Source organism: Herbiconiux solani NBRC 106740, assembly GCF_001571005.1.
GTDB classification, from domain to species: domain Bacteria; phylum Actinomycetota; class Actinomycetes; order Actinomycetales; family Microbacteriaceae; genus Herbiconiux; species Herbiconiux solani.
The window spans coordinates 76,359-100,073 of record NZ_BCST01000007.1; the positions used below are offsets into that span (position 1 = coordinate 76,359).

The following is a 23,715-nucleotide window of genomic DNA, read 5'->3' on the forward strand; positions in this document are numbered from 1 at the left end:
GGGCCCGCTAGGATCTCGTGCATGACTGACCTGCACATCGTCGAGCGCGAAGACGACGACACCATCAGCTACCTGGTGGTCACCGACCTCAACCCGGACGACTTCCCCGACGCGCCCTCGCTCGGACCGTTCGCCACCCGCGCCGAGGCCGAGCAGGCCATCGTGGAGTGGGACCAGGAGCTCGTCGACGACGCGACGCCCGACGACGAGAGCACCGCGCCCGCCGTCTGAGCGGCATCCGTCTGACCGGCATCAGTCTGGCCGGCATCCGCCCGTCAGGCGTTCTGCAGCACGACCACCAGCGAGATCGCCCCGATGCTGAGCGCGACGAGGCCGATGATCACGATCCAGGTCAGCGCGCGTGCGCGGCCGAGCCTGCTGATGAACCCCGCGGGCCGGTCGTCCTGATCGTCGTCGCTCATGCCTCGACGATAGCGGGTAGCGTGAGTGCGAACCCATCCCGTCGACAGCGAAGAAGGCGATGAACGTATTCGAGAGCCGGCCCTGGCTGAGCAGCTACTCCCCGGACCTCGCCCCCACGATCGGCTCGACGCCGTTCGAGACGGTGGGTCAGCTGGTGCACGAGACCGCCGAGCGGTTCGCCGGCAAGACCGCGTACTCGAACCTCGGCACCGAGCTCAGCTTCCGTGAGATCGACGAGCTGTCAGACCGTTTCGCGGGCTTCCTCCTGGGCGAGCTGGGGCTCGTCAAGGGCGACCGCATCGTGGTGCAGATGCCGAACCTGCTGCAGTACCCGGTCGCCCTGTACGGCGCTCTCAAGGCCGGGCTGATCGTGGTCAACGCGAATCCGCTCTACACCGCCCACGAGATGAAGAAGGTCTACGCCGACTCGGGTGCCGTGGCGATCGTGCTGCTGGAGAACTTCGCCGATCGCCTCGAGTCGGTCGTCGACGAGACCGACCTGAAGCACATCGTGCTCACCCAGGTCGGCGACCTCCTGCCCGCGCCCAAGCGGGTCGTGACGAATCTCGTCGTGAAGCGGGTGCGACGGATGGTGCCGGCCCACGGTCTCCGCAGCCGTACAGGCACGGTCTCGTTCCGCGACGCGCTCGCGAAGGGCGCCCGGCACGCCGGCGTGGGGCTGCCCGAGATCACCCGCGACGACACCGCGCTGCTGCAGTACACCGGCGGCACGACGGGCGGTACGAAGGCCGCCGTCATCTCGCACCACAACCTCGTGTCGAACCAGGCGCAGATGCTCGCGCCGATGCGGTTGCGGCTGCACGAAGGCGAGGAGACCGTGATCGCGGCCCTGCCGCTCTACCACATCTTCTCCTGCACGGTGAATGCGCTGGCGTTCTACGCCTTCGGGTCTCACAACGTGCTGGTGACGAACCCGCGCGACACGAAAGACCTGATCAGCACCCTCGACAAGACGCGGCCGAGCGTGCTCATCCTGGTCAGCACCCTGGCCGGCGGTCTGCTCGAGAGCGACGCCTTCCGGGCCCTCGACTTCTCGCGGGTGAAGCTCGCCGTCGCGGGCGGGATGGCGGTGCGGAGCGCCACGGCGAACGCCTGGCGCGAGGCGACCGGCAGCGACATGCTCGAGGGCTACGGCCTCACCGAGGCGTCGCCCGTGGTCGCGGTGAACCCCACCTGGACCAGCCCGCGCGTCGGCACCATCGGGCTCCCGCTGCCCTCGACCGACATCGAGCTGCGGGGCGAGGACGGCGAGCCCGTGGGTCTCGACGAGCCCGGCGAGCTCTGCGTGCGCGGCCCTCAGGTGATGCAGGGCTACTGGAACCAGGACGACGCGAGTGCCGAGGTGCTGAAGGACGGCTGGCTGCTGACCGGCGACGTCGCCACGATGTCGGCCGACGGCTACCTCACGATCGTCGACCGCAAGAAGGATCTGATCGTCGTGTCGGGCTTCAACGTCTACCCGAGCGAGGTCGAGGAGGTCGCGACCGCGCATCCGAAGATCAAGGACGCCGGGGTCGTCGGCGTGCCCGACGACCGCTCCGGCGAGGCCGTCGTGCTCTTCGTGGTGCCCTCGGATCCGTCGCTCACCGAGGCCGAGCTCAAGACCTACTTCAAGGGCGAGCTGGCCGGCTACAAGCGGCCCACGCGAATCATCTTCCGCGACGACCTGCCGAAGTCGAACGTCGGCAAAGTGCTCCGTAGAGAGCTGAAGGAACTGCTCTGATTTTTCTCCGCGCCGCCGCCTCTGCGGCGCGGGGGACATGTTCCGCTGTGGTCGCTGCCGCGGCGACGGCGTCACCCTGGGTCATTCGGGAGCGCCCAGCAGCTTTCGATCGGCGCTGATCAGCGCGGGCGCCGGATCATGATGGTCAGGGTGATGACCGCCGCGATCGTGAGGGTGATGAGCAGGGCGACGACCCCGAGGGGGAGTGCTCCGGCCGTCAGGGCGAGCAGGAGGACGACGACCGCTGCGCCGAGCGAGACCGCCGGCGGGATGACGGTGCTGCCGTTCAGCGGCCGGTAGAGCACCTGCATCGCCACCAGGAACACCGCGACCGGCACCGCGACCGCGAGCGCCACCACCACCGGCGGAGCCTCGACGTGGTGCCCGACCGCCTCGACGCCCACCTCGAGCCCGGCGCCGATCGCGGCCAGTGACGCGAACACGACGTAGTGCCCATAGCCCCAGAAGAACGACCGGTCGCGGTTGCGTTCCAGGCCTTCGTGCGCCGGCTCCAGGAAGTAGATCCACCACAGCCCGAACAGCAGGGCCAGCCCCGACACGGCGAGCAGCACGAACTCCACCGACGACGACCCGGCGCTGACGATGCTCTGCACCCCGACGGTCGAGGCGAGCACCGACTCACCGAGCAGGATGATCGTGAACAGCGAGTACCGCTCGGCGACGTGGTGCGGGTGCCACCGCGTCATGCCTGTCCGCTCTGCCCACAGCGGCACCGCCATCTCGCAGACGGCGAGCAGGGCGAAGATTCCGATCTGGGCAGGCACGGGCAGCCCGCCGACCGTGAACAGCCGGATGATCCAGAGGGCCTGCACCACGGTGATGCCGAGCGCGTAGCGCAGGGCCGTGGCACGACTGTCCGGATCCTGCATCGCGGCCCGGAGCCACTGCACGACCAGCGCGATCCGCATGATGAAGTACCCGAGCGTGATGAGCGTGAAGTCGCCGTCGTCGAAGGCGCTCGGGACCCCGGCGGCGAGCACCAGCACGCCGCCCATCTGCACCATCGTCAACAGCCGGTAGGGCACGTCGTCGGTGTCGTAGGCCGAGGCGAACCAGGTGAAGTTGAGCCACGCCCACCAGATGGCGAAGAACACCATCAGGAAGTTCGGCAGGGCCTGCCCGACGTGATCCTCCGCGACCGCATGCGCGAGCTGCCCGACGATGGACGAGATCGCCACCACGAAGGTCAGGTCGAACAGCAGCTCGAGCGGGCTGGAGACCCGGTTCGGTTCGTCGATGTCGCGGGCGCGCATCCGCACCATCGGGATCAGACCGGCGGCGGCGTGCACAGGTTTCGCGGGCATGGCAGAAGCCTAGGGGGAGCCCGGCTCAGCCCGACCCGACCCGACCTGAGCCGGCCCGACCAGACCTGAGCCGCCCGCGCTCAGAAGAGACCCGGGCTCAGAAGAACAGCAGCACGAACTGGATGACGAGGGCCGCGAGCCCCAGCCCCAGCAGGATCCACCCCGTCGTACGGAGCGCCCGCCCCTCGTGGGCCGGGTCGTCGACGCGACCCACCGAGGGATCGCGCGGGTTCACGTAGACCGTCACGTCCTCGCCCGGCTCGAGCACCTGCGAGTCGTCGTCGATCGCCGGCGCCTCGTAGAGTGCGCCGTCCTCGCCGAGCCAGCGGTAGGCGAGGTCGCCCTGCTCGTCGAGCACCACGACCCCGAGAGCTTCCCGCCAGCCGCGGAAGAAAGCGCCCCGCAGATAGCCCGCGATGAGCAGCACGACGCCGAGCCCGAGACCGATCCAGCTGAACAGCTCGGTGATCAGCGAGGCTGCGGCGGCCGGATCATCCATGCAGCCACCGTATCGCCCCTGGGTAGAGTGGCACCGTGAACGGCGTCCAACTGCTCCTGGTCATCGTGGGCGCGATCGCGGTCACGGGGCTCGCGCAGCGCCGCGGCCTCCAGCCCGCGCTCGTGATCACGCTCGTGGGCTTCGCGGCCTCGTTCATCCCGGGCTTCACCCGGCTGGAGCTCGACACCGACATCGTGCTCGGCATCGTGCTGCCGCCGCTGCTGTACTCGGCGGCGCTCAACTTCTCGTTCTTCTCGTTCGCGCGCAACTTCCGCCCCATCTTCGGGCTCGGCGTCGGCCTCGTGGTCGTCACGGCCCTCGTCGTCGGCGTGTTCGCGGCCTGGATCGTGCCCGCGCTCACGATCGGCACCGCCCTCGTGCTCGGGGCGATCGTGGCGCCGCCGGATGCGGTCACTGCGGTCGCGATCGGCCGCAAGCTCGGCCTGCCCAAACGTGTGATGTCGATCCTGACCGGCGAGAGCCTGGTCAACGACGCCGCCGCGCTCACGCTCTTCAGCATCACCGTCGCCGCCGTCGCGGGCACCCACACCCTCTTCCAGAACCCCCTGCTGCTGTTCGCGTACAGCTCGGTGGTGGGCATCCTGGTGGGGGTCGTGCTCGCGGGCGTGGCCACGGTCATCCGCCGCCTGCTGAAGGACTCGTCGCTCGAGACCGTGCTGGGCCTGATCGTTCCGTTCGCGGCCTACCTGCTGGCCGAGCAGTTCGAGGCCTCGGGCGTGCTCGCGGTGGTCGCCGCCGGGTTCGCGGTCGGCGGCTCGTCGACGCGAGCAGGCTACGCGACCCGGCTGCAGGAGCGCCAGGTCTGGGCGTCGCTCGATGTGCTGCTGGAAGCCTTCGTCTTCGCCTACATGGGGCTGCAGCTGCGCTTCGTGATCCAGGACCTCTCGGATGCCGGTCAGTCGGTCTGGGCCGTCTTCGGCGCCGGGGCGCTGGTGCTGCTGGTGGTGCTGTTCATCCGGCCGGTCTGGGTGTTCCTGTCGTTCGGGCGCAACTGGCTGAGCGACCGGGTGATGCGGAGGAAGATCGCGACCGACGTGCGGATGCGCGAACGGATCGAGCGCGAGAACGCCGTCCGCGTCGCGCGCGGCCGGAAACCGCGGCAGCTCCCCGTCTTCCTGAACTGGAAGGAGAGCCTCGTCGTCTCCTGGACCGGGATGCGCGGCGTCGTCACGCTCGCCGCCGCGGCCGGTGTGCCGCTCGTGCTGGCGTCCGGCGAGCCGTTCCCGGGGCGGCCGGAGATCCAGGCGATCGCGTTCATCGTGGCGGTCGGCACGCTGCTCGTGCAGGGCCTCACGCTTCCCCTCCTCATCCGCTCGCTGTCGCTCAGCGACCCGAAGCAGGACGAGTACGACAAGGAGCAGACCCGGCTCGCCCACGAGATCGCCGAGAAGGCCTCGACCGGGGTGTTCGAGAAGTTCCTCGCCGCGCCGCCGAAGGATCTGCCGCCCGAGGTGCTCGAACGCGTGACGGCCGCCGTGAAGCGGCAGGCCGACCAGGCCGCCCGCGAGGCCGAACGGGATGCGGAGCAGCAGGGGGACTCGGCGGCCACCGGGCGCTGGGGCGGCGCCTTCGGCGAGCTCTACCGCCAGGTCATCCAGGCCCAGCGGCTCGCGGTGGTCGAGGAGCGCGACCGCAACCGGCTCGACGACGACGCGGCCCGGGAGTTCCTCGAGCAGCTCGACTACCAGGAGGCCGCGATCGTCTCGCGGCTCGGAAACCGGCTCTGAGCACGGCTCGGCGCCACAACGGAGGATCATGATCGTCACCATCGAAGGCCGCACCCCCTCCGTCGAGCCGTCCGCCTGGATCGCCCCGACCGCCGTGCTCGTGGGCGACGTCACGATCGCCGCGGGAGCCAGCGTGTTCTACGGCGCCGTCGTGCGCGCCGACACCGACACCATCGTCCTGGGGGCGGGGTCGAACCTGCAGGACAACGTGGTCGTGCACTGCGACGCCGGCCGGCCCACCACGATCGGATCCGGCGTGAGCGTCGGTCATGGCGCGGTGCTGCACGGCTGCACGATCGAGGACGACTGCCTGATCGGGATGAACGCGACCGTGCTGAACGGGGCCGTGATCGGCACCGGGTCGCTGGTCGCGGCCGGCGCGGTGGTGCTCGAGGGCATGATCGTGCCCCCGGGGTCGTTGGTCGCCGGGGTGCCGGCGAAGGTGCGGCGGGAGCTGGGCGAGGCGGAGGCCGACGGGATCCGGCGGAACGCGCAGACGTACCTGCGGTTGAACGGGGAGCACCGGGTCGCGACGGTCGACTGAGCGGGGCCGGCGCCGGGCCGGCGCCTGGCGGGCGCCGGTGTCGGGTGCGGTGGGTAGGGTGGCCGCATGGCCGACCAGAACCACGCTGCTGTAGAAACCGTCGAGTCGCTCATCGATGACGAGCTGCTCACGCGCATCCGGTCGCGGGCGGCGACGCACGATCGCGAGAACACCTTTCCGGAGGACGACCTGCGCGAGCTCGCCGAGGTGGGCTACCTGCGGATGCTCGTGCCCGTCGAGCACGGCGGCCTCGGCTACGGGTTCGCCCGGGTCGCGCGCGAGCAGACGCGCCTCGCCACGGCCGCGCCCGCCACGGCGCTGGCGATCAACATGCACCTGGTCTGGACGGGGGTCGCCACGCTGCTCGGCAAGCAGGGCGACCACTCGCTCGACTGGCTGCTCGAGGAGGCGGCGGCCGGCGAGGTCTTCGCCTTCGGCAACAGCGAGGCGGGCAACGACCTCGTGCTCTTCGGCTCGCGCACCCGGGCGGTTCCGACGGGGGACGGCGGCTACGGCTTCACCGGCCGCAAGATCTTCACCTCGCTCTCTCCGGTCTGGACCAGGCTCGGCGTGTTCGGCCTCGACGACAGCGACCCCGAGGCGCCGCTCCTCGTGCACGCCTTCCTCGACCGCGGCCCCGGCGTCGAGACCCTCGACGACTGGGACACGGTCGGGATGCGCGCGACCCAGAGCCGCACGACCGTGCTGAGCGAGGCGCGGGCACCCGCATCCCGGGTATTCCGGAAGCTGCCGGCCGGGCCGAGCGCCGACCCGCTGATCTTCGGGATCTTCGCGGGGTTCGAGATCCTGCTCGCGGCCGTCTACACGGGGATCGGGCAGCGGGCGGTCGAGCTCGCGGTCGAGGCGGCGCACCGGCGCACCTCGATGAAGAACGGGGGGCGTCCGCTCGCGCACGATCCCGACATCCGCTGGAAGGTGGCCGAGGCCGGCATCCTGCAGGACGGGATCCCGCCGCAGATCCAGGCGCTCGCCACCGACGTCGACGAGGGGGTGCCGCACGGGGCCGCGTGGTTCCCGAAGCTCGTCGGGCTCAAGGTGCGGGCGACCGAGAACGCGCGGCTCGTGGTCGATCAGGCGTTGCGCGTCTCGGGCGGTTCGTCGCTGGCGAACTCGAGCGAGCTCGGGCGGCTGTACCGGGATGTGGTGGCCGGCATGTTCCATCCCTCCGACGGGGAGTCGGCGCACGCCACCGTCGCCACGTCGCTCCTCGGGCCGGTGCCGGAGCCCGGTTCCGAGTAGTGCCTAGTGCTCGGCGGGCTGCTGGGGCTGCTGCGGCTGCGGCTGTGTGGGCTGCGGTGGCTGCTGGGGCCGGTGCGGGGCGGGCGCGGTCGACGCGCGGCGTGCATCCCGACGCCTGGTCAGAACGACGATCGCGATGACGACGGCCGCGATCGCCGCGAGCGGCAGCAGCCACGGGATCAGCACACCGATGACCACCACGAACCCGGTCAGGGCCGCCGTGAGCGAGGCCCACCCGGCGGCGAGGCCGCTCCAGAAGTCGCCGGGCGCATTGCTCGGCAGGGTGCCCTTCTGCACGAGGTCGAGCGTGATCGTGGAGTAGTCGATCTGGTCGGCGAGGTACTGCTTCTGCGACTTCAGGCTGTCGAGCTGGCCCTGCCTGTCCGAGATCGCGGTCTCGAGCTCGATCAGGTCGGCCGTGCTGCTCGCCGAGCCGACCAGCTGCAGGAGCCGGTCGACCGAGGCCTGGAGGGCGCCGATCTGCGCATCCAGATCCCGCACCTGCAGGGTCACGTCGTTGGAGGAGAGGGAGACGGAGTCGACGCTGCCGAATTCTTTGAGCTTCTCGATCGTGTCGTCGACGGAGTCGGCCGGCACGCGGATCGTCAGCTGCGAGGTGGACCGCTGGCCGTCCGACCCCGCCTGCTCGGAGCGCGAGTCGATCCGCCCGTCGACCGAGGCGACCAGGGCGACCGCCTGCTCGGTCGCGGCGATCGGGTCGTCGACGGTCACCGTGATCCAGCCGGTCGTGATGACGCTCTGGCCCGATCGGGTCGAGCCGTCGGCGGCACCGCCCTCGGCCGTGCCGTTCTGCCCGAGCCCGTCCGGTGCCGCGCCGTCGCCGGGGACGAAGGGTTCCGAGCCGGGCGCGGCGGGCTGCGGGATGCCGCCGCCGGACGAGCTGCTCGACGACCCCGCGGCGGAGCAGCCGGCGAGCACGAGCACGGCCGCGACGGCGGCGGAAGCGAGGATCATTCGTCTCATGAGGCCCAGGCTAGGGATCGCACGCTGAGTCCGGGCTGGGGAGGGCCGGATGGTTATCCGGTCGTTATCGCGACGGGCGGCGCGAGCAGTCTGGGAGGCCGCTGAAACCCTTGGCCGGTGTCGGGAGCTCGTCCTAGGTTGGGAGGACAGACCACGAACGAGGAGGCGCTGATGGGATTCATCGACGACGCGAAGGATGCGGCCGAGGCCACGGGCAAGAAGATCGGCCGGGCCGTCGACGACACGAAGGAGCGCATCGGCGACCGTGTCGACGAGGCGAAGGCCGACGCCCAGGTCAAGCGTGCCGAGGGCGACGTGAAGAAGGCCGAGGCAGAGCGCGACGCCACGAAGGCCAAGAACGACTACAAGGAAGACCTGCGCGACTGACCTCGCTGCAGCATCCGCCCGGCGCCCGCCTCAGTTGCGGTCGTCCGGGTCGACGCCCGTCCGCATCCCGCTCTCGAGCGAGGCGATGACCGCGAGGTCGTCGTCATCCAGCTCGAAATCGAACACCTCGATGTTCTGGCGGATGCGGGCGGGCGTCACCGATTTCGGGATCACCGCGATGCCGAGCTGGATGTGCCAGCGCAGGATGATCTGGGCCGGCGACTTGCCGTGCTTCCGGGCGATCGCGGCGATCGGGCCGTCGTCGAGCAGCTGGCCGCGGGCGAGCGGGGACCAGGCCTGCGTCACGATGCCGTGGTCGGCGTCGAAGGCCCGGAGCTCGCGCTGGGGGAGCCACGGGTGCAGCTCGACCTGGTTGACGGCCGGGGCCTCTCCGGTCTCGTCTATCAGCCGCGAGACGTGGGCGGGGTGGAAGTTGGCGACCCCGATCGAGCGGGCGCGACCCTCGTCGCGGATCGTGCGGAGGGCCTGCCAGGTCGGCACGTAGAGGTCGTTCTTCGGCGCGGGCCAGTGGATCAGGTAGAGGTCGACGTAGTCGAGGCCGAGGCGGTCGAGCGACTCGCTGAAGGAGCGCAGGGTCGAGTCGTAGCCGTTGTCGGTGAACCAGACCTTCGTCGTGACGAAGACCTCCTCGCGGGGGAGGCCGCTGCGGCGGACGCCCTCGCCGACCCCGGCCTCGTTGAGGTACATCGCGGCGGTGTCGACCAGGCGGTAGCCCTGCCGCAAGGCGGAGTCGACCGCGTCGGCGGCCTCGTCGTCGGTCGTCTTGTAGACCCCGAGGCCGAGTTGCGGCATCCGGTTTCCGTCGTTCAGCGGGAGGAGGGGCGACAAGGCTTCGACCATGCCTCCATTATCGCGGGAGGCCGGGTGGGGCGGCTGGGCAGGCGGTGGCGAGCTCGGCGGCTCAGCTCGTGATGGCCTGCACCGGCTCGGTGTCCGGCAGCGGGCTCGCATCCTTGCCCCGCAGGTCCGGATGCCAGCGCCGGCCGAGCAGGGGTACGAGGAAGCCGAGCAGCGCGAGCGCCCCGGCGACGTAGAAGGCGCCGATCGCGCCGATGCCGTCGATCAGGAAGCCGGCGAGGGCCGATCCCACGGCGGCTCCGATCAGCTGACCGGTGCCGACCCAGCCGTAGGCCTCGGCGGTGTCGCTGAAGCGCACGCTCGTCGAGACGATGGCGAACATCACCGCGAGGGCGGGCGCGATGCCGACGCCGGCGATGAAGAGCGTGATCGCGAGCCACCAGACGTTGAGCGAGGCGGCGGCGACGGCGGTGCCGACGAACACGATCGCCATGCGGCGCGCGAGCGACCAGGGGCTGATCGGCCGGTGGCCGAACGAGAGCCCGCCGACCAGCGAGCCGACCGCGAAGAGCGCGAGCACGAGACCCGCCTCGGCGCCGCCCTCGCCGAAGGTCGAGACGACTCCGGCCTCGATCGCGGCACAGGTGGCGACGAGCAGGAAGCCGACGACCGTCGCCAGCAGCACCGGCGGCTTCTTGAGCACCGCGCCGAGCTTGCGCTTGGAGCGCGGGATGCGCACGCGGCCGAGCTCGGGACTGGTGAGGAACCAGATGCCGCCGCCGACGAGGAACGCGACCGCGAGCAGGATGCCCCAGACGGTGCCGATCTGGATCGAGACGAAGGTGATGACGACCGGGCCGAGCACCCAGATGATCTCCTGCGCCGAGGCGTCGAGCGAGAACAGCGGGGTGAGCTGCTTGGAGTTGACCATCTTCGGGTAGATCGTGCGCACGGCGGGCTGGATCGGCGGCGTGCTGAGGCCGGCGATCAGCGCGATGCCCATGTCGGCCGCGATCCCGAGCGGGAAGAGGGCGATGCTGGTGATCGAGAGGGCGCAGACGATCATCGCGAGCAGGATGACCGGGCGCATCCCCCACACGCCCATCAGGCGGCTGGTGAGGGGGCCGGCGATCGCCTGGCCGATACTCAGGGCGGCGAGCACGAGTCCGGCGACGCCGTAGGAGTCGTAGGTGTGCTCGATGTGCAGCAGGAAGGCCAGCGACAGCATTCCGTTGGGGAAGCGGGCCGTGAGCTGGGCGGCGATGATGCGCGCGACGCCTCGCGTCTTCAGGAGTTCGGTGTAGCTGCTCACCGAACGAGTTTAGTGTTGATGTGGTGGCCAGTGCGCAGATGACCCAGATCGAACCAGGCCCCGGACCGACCACCGGGGCGGCTGGGACGACCGCGGCTGCGACAGCGGCGGCGACATCTGGGGCGGCGACATCGGCAGCGGGCCCGGGCGCGGGCGCGTCGGTCGCCCGCGCGGTCGGAGCCGCTGCGCTGATGTTCGTACGCTTCGCGGCGATCGGCACGGCGGTGGGGGCGCTGGTCTCCCGCGCCGACTGCGCGTTCGTGTTCGGCACCTGCTCGCTGCGCAACCTGCTGGGCTACTTCACGATCGAGAGCGCGATCCTGTTCGCGGTGACCATGGCGGTGGCGGTCGTGCTCGCGGGCAGTGGGTTCCGGATGCCGCGCTGGTTCGGCTTCGTCAGGCTGACCGTGGCGACCTACGTGATCGTGTCTGGCCTGGTCTTCGCGGTGCTGATGAGCACGGCGGGGTACACGGGGGCCGAGTTCCTCGTGCCGCTGTCCTCGCGCATCCTGCACTTCGTGCTGCCGGCGTTCGCGATCCTCGATCTCATGCTCGATCCGCCGCGCGGCCGCCCGTACCGCCTCTGGCCGGTGCTCGTCTTCCCGGCCGGCTGGTTCGTGGTCACCCTCTTCCGCGGTGCCTCGACCCAGTGGTACCCCTACTTCTTCGTCAGCCCCGAGGCCGTGGGCGGCTACCCCCAACTGACCCTCTACGCCCTAGCCCTCGCCCTGATCCTCCTAGCCGCCTTCTGGCTAGTCAGATCCCTCGCCCGAGCCGCAGCCGGCGACCCCACGAGCAAACCGACCCATCGCACTGGTCCCGCCAGTAATGCGAAGCCGCGGGCCGCGCTCAATGACCCAGCGTGAGCGCGTCGCCGCGAGGCCCGACCGCAGGCCGGGCCTCGCGACGGCACGCGAACATGTCGCCCGCGCCGGGCAGGGACCGGCGCGGCACTAATACAGAGCGCTTAGGCCAATAGTTTGGTGATCCGCTGCAGCGACGCCGGCTCTGCCGTACCCAGGGGCTGCGCGAAGAGGCCGATTCGCAGCTCCTCGATCATCCAGCGGGCCCGCACGAGCGGTTCGGGGGTGAACGGCTTCAGCGGGATGCTGCCCCCGGCGTCGACGTACCGGGCGGTGGCGGTCTGCACCTCGGTCATCCACGCCCGGTCGCGCGCCGGGTTGTCGGGCAGCTTCTCGAGGCGGTAGGTGATGCCGGCCAGGTAGCGGGGGAGGTGCTCGAGCCTGGCCAGGCCGGTCTGCGCGATGAAGCCGGGGTGCACGAGCGCCCCGAGCTGCTCCCGGGCGTCGCCGATCGCGGCCAGGAGCGCCATGCTCGTGACCTTCTTCAGCGCCCTTTCGGCGTCGCGGGCGGCGTTCAGGATGCGGATGACGGTCGACACCGTGTGGTCCAGCTGCGGCAGAACGGCCTTCGAGAAGCGGTCGCGCACGGCCTCGAACTCGGCCTCGGTCCAGAGCAGGCCGTCGGGGTGCAGCGCGTGCAGCGCCTCGTCGGCCCCGGCGCGGAGGGCGTCGTCGAACAGCGCGTTCACGTTCTGGTACGGGCTCGTCGCGAGCAGCAGCTTCTCGTTCTGCGTGAGGTGGTCGCGCACGTAGGCGGCCGGGCTCGGCACCTGGAGGAGCAGCATCCGGATGACACCGTCGGGGGTCGCCCGGGCCTGCTCCTCGGCCGTGGCCATCAGCCGCACCGCGACGTCGTCCTTGCCGGCCACGAGCGCGGGGTAGGCGCGGATCACGCCGCCGTGCTGCCGGGTGTCGACGAAGCGGGGGAGGTCGCCGATCGTCCAGGAGCGGAGCCCCTCGACCTCGCGGAAGCCCGAACCGCCTCCCGCCCCACCGGCCGCCGCGATGCGGGACAGGGGAGAGCCTGCGTCAGCCGAGCCCGAGCTCGCGCCCGCGCCCGCAGCGGCGCTCCCGCCGTCGGCTCCGGCCTTCCCGCGTCCACGACGGCCGCCGCCGCCCGTCCCGGCCCCGTCGCCGCCGTCGGCCGCACCGGTCGACGCGCGGGTGATGCTCGCCCGGGCCGCATCCGACAGCGACGTCTGCAGGGCCGCCAGATCCTTGCCCTCGCCGACCGTGCGCCCGCGCTCGTCGACCACCCTGAAGGTGACCTTGAGGTGGTCCGGGATGCGGTCGCGATCGAAGTCGGCCGGGGTGACCGTGACGTGCGCGAGGCGCGACATGGTCGCGGCGAGCCGGGCGAGCAGCGCGTCATCCGCATCCTGACCCAGCTCGTCGAGCAGGCGGCCGGCCCAGTCGGTGGCCGGCACGAAGTTCACCCGCAGCCGCTTCGGCAGCGAGCGGATGAGCGCGGTCACGAGCTCGCGCCGGAACCCCGGCACCTGCGACTCGAACGCCGCCTCGTCGAGCCGGGGCAGCAGCGCCAGCGGCACGGTCGCGGTCACGCCGTCCTCCGCGCTGCCAGGCTCGAAGCGGTACCGCAGGGCCAGCCGCTGGTCGCCCTGCTGCCACTGCGCCGGGAACTCGTCCTCGTCGACCTCGGGCGCCCCCTCGGGCAGCAGCGTCTCGAGGGTCATCGTGAGCAGCTCGGGGTCGTCGTGCCGCGCGGTCTTCCACCAGCCCTCGAAGCTCCGCTGCGAGACGACGTCGCGGGGGATGCGCGCCTGGTAGAACTCGAACACGGCCTCGTCGTCGAGCAGGATGTCGCGGCGGCGGCTGCGCTCCTCGAGCTGTTCGAGGTCGCGCCGGAACGCCCGGTTCGCCCGGTCGAAGGCCTGCTGCGACTCCCACTCGCCCTCGACGAGAGCGTGCCGGATGAAGAGCTCACGCGCGTAGGCCGGGTCGATCCGGGCGAACTGCACCCGGCGGCGCGCGATGATGGGCACGCCGTAGAGCGTCACCCGCTCGTAGGCGACCGCCGCGCCCTGCTTCTTCTCCCAGTGCGGCTCGGAGTAGGTGCGCTTCAGCAGGTCGCCCGCGAGCGGCTCGGCCCAGGCGGGGTCGATCGCCGCGTTCATCCGCGCGAACAGCCTGCTGGTCTCGACCAGCTCGGCGCTCATCAGCGCGGCCGGCTGCTTCTTGGCCAGTGCCGAGCCCGGGAACACTGAGAAGCGAGTCTGGCGGGCGCCGAGGTAGTCGCGCTTGACCTGGTCGCGCAGACCGATCTGGCTGAGGAGGCCGGACAGGATCGACTTGTGGATGCCGTCGGGATTGACCGCGGGCTCACCGACCGTGAGGCCGAGCGGCTTGGCCAGCTGGCGCAGCTGCCGGTAGACGTCCTGCCACTCCCGGATGCGGAGGTAGTTGAGGAACTCGGCCTTGCAGAGCCGGCGGAACGCGCTCGAGCCGAGCTCGCGCTGCTTCTCCTCGAGGTAGTTCCAGAGGTTGAGCAGGGTGAGGAAGTCGCTCGTCTGGTCGGCGAAGCGCGCGTGCAGCTCGTCGGCCCGGCCGCGCTTCTCGAGGGGGCGCTCGCGGGGATCCTGGATGGTGAGGCCCGCCACGATCGCGAGCACCTCGCGGCTCGTGCCGGTGCGCTTGGACTCGACGACCATGCGGGCGAACCGCGGCTCGATCGGCAGGCGCGCGAGGTCGTGGCCGATGCGAGTGAGCGCGACGCCAGGCGTCGCGGAAGGCGGCAGCCCGGCCGGCCGCGAGGCCGATCGAGCCGCGGTGGTCTCAGGGCCGCTCCCTTTCGTCGGTCGCACTGCGCCCAGTTCCGCCAGCAAATCCAAGCCGTCCTTGATGCCCCGCGAGTCCGGCGGCTGGAGGAACGGGAACGCGGCGATGTCGCCGAGCCCGAGCGAGATCATCTGCAGGATGACGGCCGCGAGGTTGGTGCGGAGGATCTCGGGGTCGGTGAACTCAGGTCGCCGGTCGTAGTCCTCCTCGGAGTACAGGCGGATCGCGATGCCGTCGCTCGTGCGCCCGGACCGGCCCGACCGCTGGTTGGCTGACGCCTGCGAGATCGGCTCGATCGGCAGCCGCTGCACCTTCGACCGCACCGAGTATCGGCTGATGCGTGCGGTGCCCGCGTCGATGACGTACTTGATGCCCGGCACCGTGAGGCTCGTCTCGGCGACGTTGGTCGAGAGGATCACGCGGCGACGGATGCCCGGGGTGCTGCTGGGCTGGAACACCCGGTGCTGGTCGGCGGCGGAGAGCCGGCCGTAGAGGGGGAGGAGCTCGGTGGTGGCCGCGGCCCCGCTCGAGGCGAGCCGGCCGCGCAGGGACTCCTCGGCATCCCGGATCTCGTTCTCGCCCGAGAGGAACACCAGCACGTCGCCCGCCTTCTCGCGGGCGAGCTCGTCGAGGGCGTCGCCGATGGCCTCGAACAGGTCTTTCGGCTCGCGGTCGGATGCGTCGCGAGTGCCGCCGTCGCGAGGGGCGCCACCGCGTCGTGCGGTGCCACGGCGAGTGGGCTCGGCGGCCTCGCCCGCCCCGTCCTCATCGTCCTCGTCATCCGGGTCGTCGGAGGGGGCCTCGGGTGCCAGCGGCCGGTACCGGACCTCGACCGGGAACGTGCGACCGGAGACCTCGACGATCGGCGCGGGCGTCCCGTCCGGCCGTGCGAAGTGGCGGGCGAAGCTCTCCGGGTCGATCGTCGCGCTCGTGATGATGACCTTGAGGTCGGGGCGCTTCGGCAGCAGCTGCTTGAGGTACCCGAGCAGGAAGTCGATGTTGAGGCTGCGCTCGTGGGCCTCGTCGATGATGATCGTGTCGTACCGGCTGAGCATCCGGTCGTGGTTCATCTCGTTGAGCAGGATGCCGTCGGTCATCAGCTTGATGCGGGTCGCGGCCGACGCGCGGTCGGTGAACCGCACCTGGTAGCCGACGAGGCCGCCGACCTCCTGGCCGAGCTCCTCGGCGATGCGCTCGGCGATCGTGCGCGCCGCGAGCCGCCGAGGCTGGGTGTGGCCGATGCTCGTCCGCCCCAGCTCGAGGCAGATCTTCGGCAGCTGCGTGGTCTTGCCCGAGCCGGTCTCGCCGGCCACGATCACGACCTGGTTGTCGCGGATGGCGCGCGCGATCTCCCCCCTCTTCTGGCTGACGGGCAGCTCGGGAGGGAAGACGATGGAGAGGGGGGCGTCGGGGGACATCAGCCCTCCATCGTACCCGCGCGTCAGCCGGCCGAGGAGGGCGCGGGCGCCGGGGTCGAGTCGGCGGCGGGCGCATCGGTGCCCGTGACGACGGCGGCGACCTGGGCCGCCGTCAGCGCGACCCACGGCGATCCGTCGGAGTCGCGCTCGGTGGCGGCCGGGCTGTCGCCCTGCGTCCACCACTTCGCCTCGAACGGCACGCCCTGGAACAGCACTCGGTCGCCGGCCTGGTAGACGCTCGTGCCCGCCCAGTCCGGGTAGGTGCCGGCCGGCAGGGTGGGCGGCGTGTACGGGGTCTCGCCCGGGAGCACGGGGCCGATCAGGGTCCACGCGGTGTCGGCCGCATCCGCGACCGGGTCGTCGGGGCGGTCGCCGCGGGTCCACCACTTGGCCGAGTAGACCGTGCCGTGCCAGACGACCTTGGAGCCGGAGAGGTACACGGTGCCGGGCGACCAGATCGGGTACGGGCTGGTCGCGGGGTCGTCGGCCGGGGGCTCGCCCTCGTGGCCGGGACCGGCGGTCGCTTTCCCGCCACCGGTCACCGTGGGGGTCGGCCGGATGCCGGACGACGACGACGATGCCGGCTGCCCCGGCCCGGTCGCGGTCGGCGTGCCGGCCACCCCGCCCGCGGAGAGCCCGGTGGCGAGCACCTCGGCGAAGGTCTCGTCGCCTTGGTCGACCCCGCTGCAGAGGTTCGAGACGGTGGTCGTGTCGAGGTAGTTCGGGCCGCACGAGCGGTCGCGGTTGAGCGACCAGGCCGAGAGACGGCCGAGCTGCACCTGCTGGGCGAACTCGTTCAGCCGGTGCGCGTCGTCGAGGGTGAAGACCTCGCCGGGCACGTCGTTCTGCCCGATCAGCGGGGTGGCGCCGAGCTTCGACCAGAGGGTCGCGTCGGTGAGGTCGTCGCCGGCCACCGAGTAGGCGTGCGCGAGCTGGCCGTGCACAGAGTTGAGGGCGTCGACCGCGGCATCGCCCATCGTCTCGTCGCCGAGATCGATGCCGTAGTCCATGGTCATCACGTTGACGCCGGCGAGGTCGACGCCCGCGGCGAGCATCTGGTCGACGAGGTGGCTGCCGTCGGGGGTGAGACCGGTGGGCATGGTCGGCAGGGTGAGCCAGACCGCGAGGTCGTGACCGGCCGCCTTGCGCTCGGTCTGGAGAGCAGCGATCGCGGTCGCGCGGCGCTCGCCGGCCACCGAGTCGGTCAGGTCGTCGGCCTCGACGTCGAGGTCGATCGTCGAGAGCGAGTAGCGGTCGACGACGGCGCGGTAGGCCGCGGTGAGGTCGTCCACGCTCGAGCAGGCGGTGGCGAGCTCGGCGTTGACCGCTCCGCCGAACGACACCACGACGTCGCCGCCGAGCTGGCGGAGGCGGGCGATCCGGCGGTCCATGTCGAGATCCTCGGCGGCCGCGTCGAGCGAGTAGGCCGCGCCCCAGCTCGGCGTGCAGTCGGTCGGCGAGGCCGCCACGACGAACGAGAGCACGACGTCGCCCTGCGCGCGCGTCTCGGGGGTCTCGAAGGCGTACTGAGGGGTGAGCGTCGCATCCACGTACCCGGCGAACCAGGGTGAGGTGCCCCCGGCCCGGGCCTGGTCGACGACGAAGAGGCGGAAGCCGAACACCGCGACCGCGGCCACGGCGGCCACGGCGACGAGGCCGAGCAGCACCCGCCAGAACGACAGGCGTTTGCCGGCGTGCGGGCCGGCGGGCTGGGGGAGGGTGCTCATGCGGGGTGCTTCTCGTTCTCTGCGTGGCGGGGGCCGGTCTCGGGCCGCTCGGTGCCGGCGGCGGGGGTGACCGTGGCCGCTGCGATGGATGCGACGGCGGTGGATGCGGATGCGCCGAGTGCGGATGCGGCGGGTCGCGCCGGCCGCGCGTTCCGGCGCGTCACGGCCCGTGAGCCGCTCTGGGCTCCGGCCGGGGCGTGCCCGTGATAGAGCGCGGTCTGCCAGTCGAACTCGCCGCCGGTGCTCTGGTCGTGGTCGTCGTCGCGGCGCTTCTTGTCGACCCACATCCAGTCGGTGAGCCCGAGCCAGATGTCGGCGAGCGAGTTGACGACGCCGATGTTGCCGAGGATGGCCCAGGAGGCGGTGAAGGCGTTGAACGCCGCGAAGGCCGCGTTGCCCCAGTTCTGGTCGAGCACGTTGCGCCAGGCGGTGAGCACCGAGAACGCGACGATGCCGTAGGGCGCGACGACATAGAGCAGCTGGGTGGCGGTGCGGTTGCGCACCTTGGGCGTGCGGGCGAACGGGATCTTCTTGCCGGTCAGCGACTGCTCGATCGACTTGAGCACCCCGGCGAGGTTCACCGGCAGCAGGATCAGGTTGAACCCGTAGATGCGAAGGATGTCGCTGTACTTGTAGCCGCAGGCCTTGAGGTCGCTGGCCTGCGCGATGAAGTAGGGCAGCGCGGCAAGCAACACGAGCGGGCTCAGCAGCCGGCTGTCGTAGGGGTAGGCGAGCAGGAACACCAGGCCGAAGCTCGCCCAGGCGATCGAGGCCATGTAGTTGACCCGCAGCATGACCTCGGTCAGCCGCACCGGCACGCCGGCGCGCTTCCGCGCCTTCATCTGCCGGAAGAACTTCGGCAGGATGAGCAGCCCGCCGTTCGCCCAGCGCCGCCGCTGCACGACGAGCGAGCCGAAGTCGGGCGGGGTCGCGCTGTAGCTCAGGCGCTCGGGGTAGTTGACCAGGGTCCAGCCGTGCTCGCCGAGGTCGATGCTCGACTCGGTGTCCTCGATCACGGTGCGGTCCTGCACGTAGCGGCGCACCTCGAAGCCGCCGGAGGTCTCGATCTCGAGGATGTCGTCGAGCGCCTCCATCCTGATCACCGCGTTCGCACCCACCCAGAAGGTGGCGTCGTACTCGGTGAGGCCCTGGTGCAGGATGTGCTGCAGATCGGTGCTCGCCCCCGCGAGCCGCTCGATGCGCGTCGGGGCGCCGCGGAATGAGGAGTACGGGGTCTGCGTCACGGCGACCCGCGCGTTGTCGGGCTGCTCGAGCAGGTAGACCAGGCGCAGGCAGTAGTCGCGCAGCAGCAGCGAGTCGGCGTCGAGCGTGAGGAGGTACTCGGCGTTCGGCACCACGAGGTCGGCGGGCTGGGCGCCGGCGACCGGGCGGAGCACGACGCCCTCGGGGATGCGCTCCTCGCGGAAGCGGCCGCCCATCAGGCCGATGTAGGCGTTGAGGTTCATCGCCTTGTTGGCCTCGTGCGAGAGCGAGGCGTAGGCCTTGCGTTCGAAGGTCGCGGTCTCGACGCCGAAGATCCAGACCAGGCGGCGATGGAGTTCGAGCATCCGGTCGCCGCTGAGGGGGGATTCGGGGGTACGGGGGTCGCCGGGCTCACCGGGCTCGGCGTGCAAACCGGGCTCGGCGGTCTCGGCCCGCAGGGCGGCGTCGAGGGCGAGGGCGGTGAGCTCGAGGTCGTCGGCGAGACCGCCGAGCACCTGGTCGATGAAGAAGGTGTCGACGTGGTCCTCGTGCGGCTCGTCCGCGGCCATGGCGCGGAGCCAGCGCACGGCCTCCTCGTACTCGCCGGCGAGGATCTCGACGGCGTCGAGGGAGACCCGCCCGGTCAGCAGCAGCTCGTGCTCGAAGGTGAGCAGGGCATCCGCGAACCGCGCCGCGGGCTCTTCGAGCGCGCGGGCGATGTCGTCGGTGATCGCCCTAGTGGTCTCGAGGCGTGCGGCGACGAAGGGGTCGCTCGGCTTCGGCGGGTCGTCGAGGAGGAGCACGACGCGGAGGGCCGGGTACTCCTGCAGCGCGGCCGACCAGAGGGTCTTGCGGATGACGGAGGGCTCCTCGGCGTACGAGGGCACGAGCACCGTCATCCCGTCGGGGTGCGGCGAGGCGAAGTGGTGGTCGAGCTCGGCGCGCGGCACCCGCACGTGGTCGCGGAACCGGCGGAGCGCACCCTGCCGCGCGACCAGGTACATCAGCGCCGAGAAGGTGAGGAAGGTCACGACCACGAGGTAGAAGATCGCCTCCATCGAGAGACGGAAGTCCTGGTTGCCGTACTCGAAGATCTGGCGGGCGATCGTAGTCACCAGGTAGAGCACCCAGGCGGTGACGGTGACGATGATGGCCACCCGCCCCCGCACGATCTTCGCGTCGCTCGGGCGGAGGTGCACGGTGGGGAGGGGAGTGCGAGTGCGCTCGGATCCCCATTGCCGCCGCCTGGTTGACGGCGGTCTCGTCGATCTCGACATAGTCCCTCGGTTGTCGGAGCACGGCGGTCGACCCCGCGAGAGGGGTGGGGTTCTCGCGCGGGGCCGGCCGTCTTCGGGTGGGCGCCGGGGGATCGCACGGGTGATGCGGCCCACACCGGCATCTGAACGCTAGTGCGCGACGCCTGTCGAGAACGGCGTCTTGATCAAAAGCTGAGCAGAAACTTGAGCTCGGCGATGGTGTGTGGATGCCGCCGGCCCAGGCGGGTGCCGCGACAGGCGGGCGGGCGCGCGGGCGGCGTAGGCTCGGCTTCGTGAGCGAGAGTCGGCAGGAATTCGAGGAGTCGTGGAACGCCTGGCACCGGGCGCGGATGCGTCTGGTCACCGCCCCGCACGGCCTCGCCTCGCTGGTCGGCACGCACTGGCTCTCGCCCGAACCCCAGACCATCGAGGGCGTCCCGGGCAGCTGGTACCTCGACGGCGCCGCGATCGTCGGGGAGGACTGCACGATCGACGAGGGCGGCGAGCTGCTCGTGGGCGGCCGGGTGTTGCGCAACTTCCGTCGCGACGACGACGTGGCCCTGCGGGTGCTCGACCCGGACGCGCCCTCGCGGGCCGCCGTCGCCGACATCGACGCGTATCCGCCCGACCCGGCGCTGGTGCTCAAGGGCCGCTTCCGTCCCGCCGAGGACGCCGCCCGGATCGACCTGACCGAGATCGACGGCTACGTCGAGAGCGAGGCGCTCGCCGGAACGGTGACGGTCGAGATCGACGGCGTCGAGGCCGAGCTCGTGGTCACAGGCCCGCTCACCCGGCTCGAGGTGGTGTTCTCGGACACGACGAGCGGCGACGAGACCTACCGCTTCCGCTTCCTCACGCTGCGGGCCGACGGCGGGGCCGGCGAGATCGACGTCGATCTCAACCGCTCCTACCTCCCGCCCTGCGCCTTCTCCGACTTCTACGTCTGCCCGCTGCCGCCGCTGCAGAACCGGCTGACGGTGCCGGTCCGGGCGGGGGAGAAGACGGTCGTCCGAAAGGAAGCAGCATGACCAACCGACTGGCCACGGCGATCAGCCCCTACCTGCGTTCGCACGCCGAGAACCCCGTCGACTGGCACCCCTGGGGCGAGGAGGCGTTCGCCGAGGCGAAGGCCCGCAACGTGCCCGTGCTCGTCTCGATCGGCTACTCGACCTGCCACTGGTGCCACGTGATGGCGCGCGAGAGCTTCAGCGACCCGGTGCTCGCGGCCCGGCTGAACGAGGGGTTCGTGGCGGTCAAGGTCGACCGGGAGGAGCATCCCGAGGTCGACTCGGCGTACCTCGCCGCGGCCGGGGCCTTCACGCAGAACCTGGGCTGGCCGCTCAACGTGTTCACGACGCCCGACGGCAAGGTGTTCTTCGGCGGCACGTACTCGCCTCCGGTGCCGATCGAGGGGCATCCGTCGTTCGGGCAGGTGCTGGATGCGGTGACCGAGGCGTGGACGACGCGGCACGACGAGGTCGTCGAGGTGTCGGAGCGGATCGCGTCGGCGCTCGCCGAGGCGCGGCGCGGCGCGGGTGGCGGTGACGCCGGCGGCCCGGGTGCCGGTTCTGTCGGCATCTCGGCCGAGCAGGTGGCGGGCGTCGTCGCCGAGCTCGGCCAGTACGAGGATGCGCAGTTCGGCGGGTTCGGCGGGGCTCCGAAGTTCCCGGTCGCGCCCGTCCTTCGCTTCCTGCTCGAGTACGGCACGAGCGGTGCGGGTGCGGGTGCCGGTGCCGGGGTCGCTGTCGGCGCGGGTGCCGGTCTCGGCGCCGCGGACGCAGGCGCCGGCGACGGCACGCCGTCGGGCGGCGGCGACGCGGCGAGCGCCTTCAGGCTCGCGACCCGTACCCTGCGGGCCATGGCGGCGTCCGACCTCCGCGACCCCGTCGAGGGCGGCTTCTTCCGCTACGCGACCCGGCGGGACTGGACCGACCCGCACTACGAGCGCATGCTCTACGACAACGCGCTCCTCCTGGACGCCTACAGCACGGTCTGGGCGGCCGACCCCTCGGCGCTCTGGGCGCGCGAGGCGGCGGAGGGCATCGCGGGCTTCCTGCTCGACGTGATGCAACTGCCCTCGGGCGGCTTCGCCTCGGCGCAGGACTCCGAGAGCACGGTCGACGGCCGCCGCGTCGAGGGCGGTTACTACGCCCTCGACGCCGACGAGCGCGCTCGGCAGACCCCGCCCGCCCTCGACGAGAAGGTGCTCACGGGCTGGAACGGCCTGGCCATCGGCGCCCTCGCCCACGCCTCCCTCGTCTTCGACCGCGACGACTGGGCGATGGCCGCCCAGCACGCCGCCGACTACCTCCTGACGACGCACCTCCTGCCGGAGCCGGCTTCCGGCTCCCTCTCGGGCTCTCACCGCCGGCTCGTGCGCGCCTCCGTCGACGGGGTCGCGTCACCGGCCGTGGCGACGCTCGAAGACTTCGGGATGCTCGCCGAGGGCGTGCTGCGCCTTGCCGCGGTCACGGGCTCGTCGCGGTACGCGATGGCGGGGCGGATGCTCGTCGACTCGGTGTTGCCGGACGACGAGTCGGGCCGCCGGGCCGGTGGCCACGTGGAGGGTCACGTCGAGGTGAGCGCCGACGGCGCCGAGCGGCATCTCGACGCCGAACTCTGGAGCGCCGACGGCATCGACCTGAACCACGGCGAGCTCGCGGGGGTGACCGCGGCGGGCGCCGAGGTGCATCGCGCCGAGGCCCCCGAGGGCTCGGACGGGTCGGGTGCCGTCGACGAGGAGCCGGTCTTCCGCACGCCGGGCGGCGGCGACCCGGTGCTCCGGAGCCGCGGGCTCGCCGCCGAGCTCGATCCCTCGGAGGGGGCGTACCCCTCGGGCACCAGCGCGTGCGCGGCAGGCGCGCTGCTGCTGCACGCGCTCACCGCGGAGCAGCGCTACCGCGACGCGGCCCGCCGCGCGCTGGCGCCGCTCGTGCCCCTCGCCGTCTCGCAGCCGATCGCCTTCGGAGCCACCCTCGAGCTCCTCACCCGCCTCTCCCGGCCGAGCGCCCAGCTCGTGCTGATCGAGCCGGACCCGGCCGCCGACCTCCTCGCGCCCGCCCCCGCGAGTGACGGCGCCTCTGCCGCGCAGGGGCCCGAGGACGAGCGGATGGGAGCCGACGGCCTCCGCGCGGCGGTGCGCATGGCGACGGGGGCGGTCGTCGCGATCGCCACGGAGGAACAGGCGCAGATGCTCGCCGAGTCCGGCTTCGAGCTGTTCGCGGGCCGCGTCACGCGCGACGGCGCCCCCACCGCCTACCAATGCCTCGACTTCGTCTGCCGGCTGCCCACGACGAAGGCCTCCGGCCTCGCCGACTGACCGCTGCGCCGTCCGAACGGGCTCTTTCCCACCAGCCTCTTTCCCAACGGAATGAGAAACAGGGGGTTCGAGTGCATAGTGCACTCAG

The 23,715-nt window shown here is 71.5% G+C and carries 18 protein-coding genes; 9 read left to right on the plus strand and 9 right to left on the minus strand.

Translation table 11 applies throughout. The features are described 5' to 3' along the window. Window positions 1-21: 21 nt before the first annotated feature. A complete protein-coding gene (locus HSO01S_RS13800; RefSeq protein WP_066042472.1) occupies window positions 22-231 on the plus strand; it encodes a hypothetical protein in 210 nt (69 codons plus the stop codon). Between the two features lie 44 nt (window positions 232-275). Here the strand turns inward: HSO01S_RS13800 and HSO01S_RS18815 are convergent, their stop codons facing one another. Continuing rightward, on the minus strand, window positions 276-422 hold the full coding sequence (locus tag HSO01S_RS18815; RefSeq protein ID WP_157079089.1) for a hypothetical protein: 147 nt from the start codon (window positions 420-422) through the stop codon (window positions 276-278). Between the two features lie 59 nt (window positions 423-481). Between HSO01S_RS18815 and HSO01S_RS13805 the strand changes: the two genes are divergently transcribed. Further along, a complete protein-coding gene (locus tag HSO01S_RS13805) occupies window positions 482-2,167 on the plus strand; it encodes an AMP-binding protein (RefSeq protein ID WP_066042475.1) in 1,686 nt (561 codons plus the stop codon). 119 nt (window positions 2,168-2,286) lie between these two features. On the opposite strand, the gene HSO01S_RS13810 is transcribed toward HSO01S_RS13805, so the two are convergent. After that, window positions 2,287-3,492, minus strand: coding sequence for a low temperature requirement protein A (locus tag HSO01S_RS13810; protein ID WP_066042478.1), 1,206 nt, complete (start codon window positions 3,490-3,492; stop codon window positions 2,287-2,289). 97 nt (window positions 3,493-3,589) lie between these two features. Further along, window positions 3,590-3,991 carry a DUF3592 domain-containing protein gene (locus HSO01S_RS13815; RefSeq protein WP_066042482.1) on the minus strand — a complete coding sequence of 134 codons (402 nt, stop codon included), beginning with the start codon at window positions 3,989-3,991 and terminating at the stop codon, window positions 3,590-3,592. A 35-nt stretch (window positions 3,992-4,026) separates the two neighbouring features. Here HSO01S_RS13815 and HSO01S_RS13820 point away from each other — a divergent pair, with 35 nt between their 5' ends. From HSO01S_RS13820 to HSO01S_RS13830, 3 genes are all read left to right on the plus strand, one after another. After that, a complete protein-coding gene (locus HSO01S_RS13820) occupies window positions 4,027-5,739 on the plus strand; it encodes a cation:proton antiporter (RefSeq protein ID WP_066042486.1) in 1,713 nt (570 codons plus the stop codon). Window positions 5,740-5,767: 28 nt separating this feature from the next. Beyond that, the gene (locus tag HSO01S_RS13825) at window positions 5,768-6,283 is read left to right on the plus strand and encodes a gamma carbonic anhydrase family protein (protein WP_066042494.1); all 516 of its coding nucleotides are present in this window, start codon (window positions 5,768-5,770) and stop codon (window positions 6,281-6,283) included. A gap of 66 nt (window positions 6,284-6,349) precedes the next feature. Beyond that, a complete protein-coding gene (locus HSO01S_RS13830; RefSeq protein WP_066042497.1) occupies window positions 6,350-7,543 on the plus strand; it encodes an acyl-CoA dehydrogenase family protein in 1,194 nt (397 codons plus the stop codon). A 3-nt stretch (window positions 7,544-7,546) separates the two neighbouring features. On the opposite strand, the gene HSO01S_RS13835 is transcribed toward HSO01S_RS13830, so the two are convergent. Next, complete coding sequence (locus HSO01S_RS13835) at window positions 7,547-8,527, minus strand: DUF4349 domain-containing protein (RefSeq protein WP_084361684.1); 981 nt, start codon at window positions 8,525-8,527, stop codon at window positions 7,547-7,549. Window positions 8,528-8,698: 171 nt separating this feature from the next. Here HSO01S_RS13835 and HSO01S_RS13840 point away from each other — a divergent pair, with 171 nt between their 5' ends. Further along, entirely contained in the window at window positions 8,699-8,914 is a 216-nt protein-coding gene (locus HSO01S_RS13840; RefSeq protein ID WP_066042503.1) for a hypothetical protein, read from the plus strand. Between the two features lie 30 nt (window positions 8,915-8,944). Here the strand turns inward: HSO01S_RS13840 and HSO01S_RS13845 are convergent, their stop codons facing one another. Both HSO01S_RS13845 and HSO01S_RS13850 read right to left on the minus strand, forming a co-directional pair. Further along, window positions 8,945-9,775 (minus strand): aldo/keto reductase, encoded by an 831-nt coding sequence (locus tag HSO01S_RS13845; protein WP_066042506.1) that lies wholly within the window; start codon window positions 9,773-9,775, stop codon window positions 8,945-8,947. Between the two features lie 61 nt (window positions 9,776-9,836). Beyond that, window positions 9,837-11,045: an MFS transporter gene (locus HSO01S_RS13850; protein ID WP_066042509.1), complete on the minus strand. Its 1,209-nt coding sequence runs from the start codon at window positions 11,043-11,045 to the stop codon at window positions 9,837-9,839. Between the two features lie 38 nt (window positions 11,046-11,083). Between HSO01S_RS13850 and HSO01S_RS19230 the strand changes: the two genes are divergently transcribed. Continuing rightward, a complete protein-coding gene (locus HSO01S_RS19230; protein WP_157079090.1) occupies window positions 11,084-11,911 on the plus strand; it encodes a Pr6Pr family membrane protein in 828 nt (275 codons plus the stop codon). 101 nt (window positions 11,912-12,012) lie between these two features. Here the strand turns inward: HSO01S_RS19230 and hrpA are convergent, their stop codons facing one another. From hrpA to HSO01S_RS13870, 3 genes are read right to left on the minus strand one after another with little or no spacing between them, the layout of a single operon-like run. Beyond that, on the minus strand, window positions 12,013-16,122 hold the full coding sequence (gene hrpA, locus HSO01S_RS13860; RefSeq protein WP_066042520.1) for an ATP-dependent RNA helicase HrpA: 4,110 nt from the start codon (window positions 16,120-16,122) through the stop codon (window positions 12,013-12,015). A gap of 23 nt (window positions 16,123-16,145) precedes the next feature. Next, window positions 16,146-17,849, minus strand: coding sequence for a carbohydrate-binding protein (locus HSO01S_RS13865; RefSeq protein ID WP_066042522.1), 1,704 nt, complete (start codon window positions 17,847-17,849; stop codon window positions 16,146-16,148). Next, window positions 17,846-20,329 (minus strand): glycosyltransferase family 2 protein, encoded by a 2,484-nt coding sequence (locus HSO01S_RS13870; protein ID WP_084361685.1) that lies wholly within the window; start codon window positions 20,327-20,329, stop codon window positions 17,846-17,848. The genes HSO01S_RS13865 and HSO01S_RS13870 overlap by 4 nt, the downstream gene beginning before the upstream one ends. Before the next feature lie 272 nt (window positions 20,330-20,601). Here HSO01S_RS13870 and HSO01S_RS13875 point away from each other — a divergent pair, with 272 nt between their 5' ends. Continuing rightward, window positions 20,602-21,336 (plus strand): DUF1684 domain-containing protein, encoded by a 735-nt coding sequence (locus HSO01S_RS13875; RefSeq protein ID WP_169799990.1) that lies wholly within the window; start codon window positions 20,602-20,604, stop codon window positions 21,334-21,336. Beyond that, window positions 21,333-23,627 (plus strand): thioredoxin domain-containing protein, encoded by a 2,295-nt coding sequence (locus HSO01S_RS13880; protein WP_066042529.1) that lies wholly within the window; start codon window positions 21,333-21,335, stop codon window positions 23,625-23,627. Before HSO01S_RS13875 ends, HSO01S_RS13880 begins: the two co-directional genes overlap by 4 nt. The last annotated feature ends 88 nt before the right edge of the window (window positions 23,628-23,715 follow it).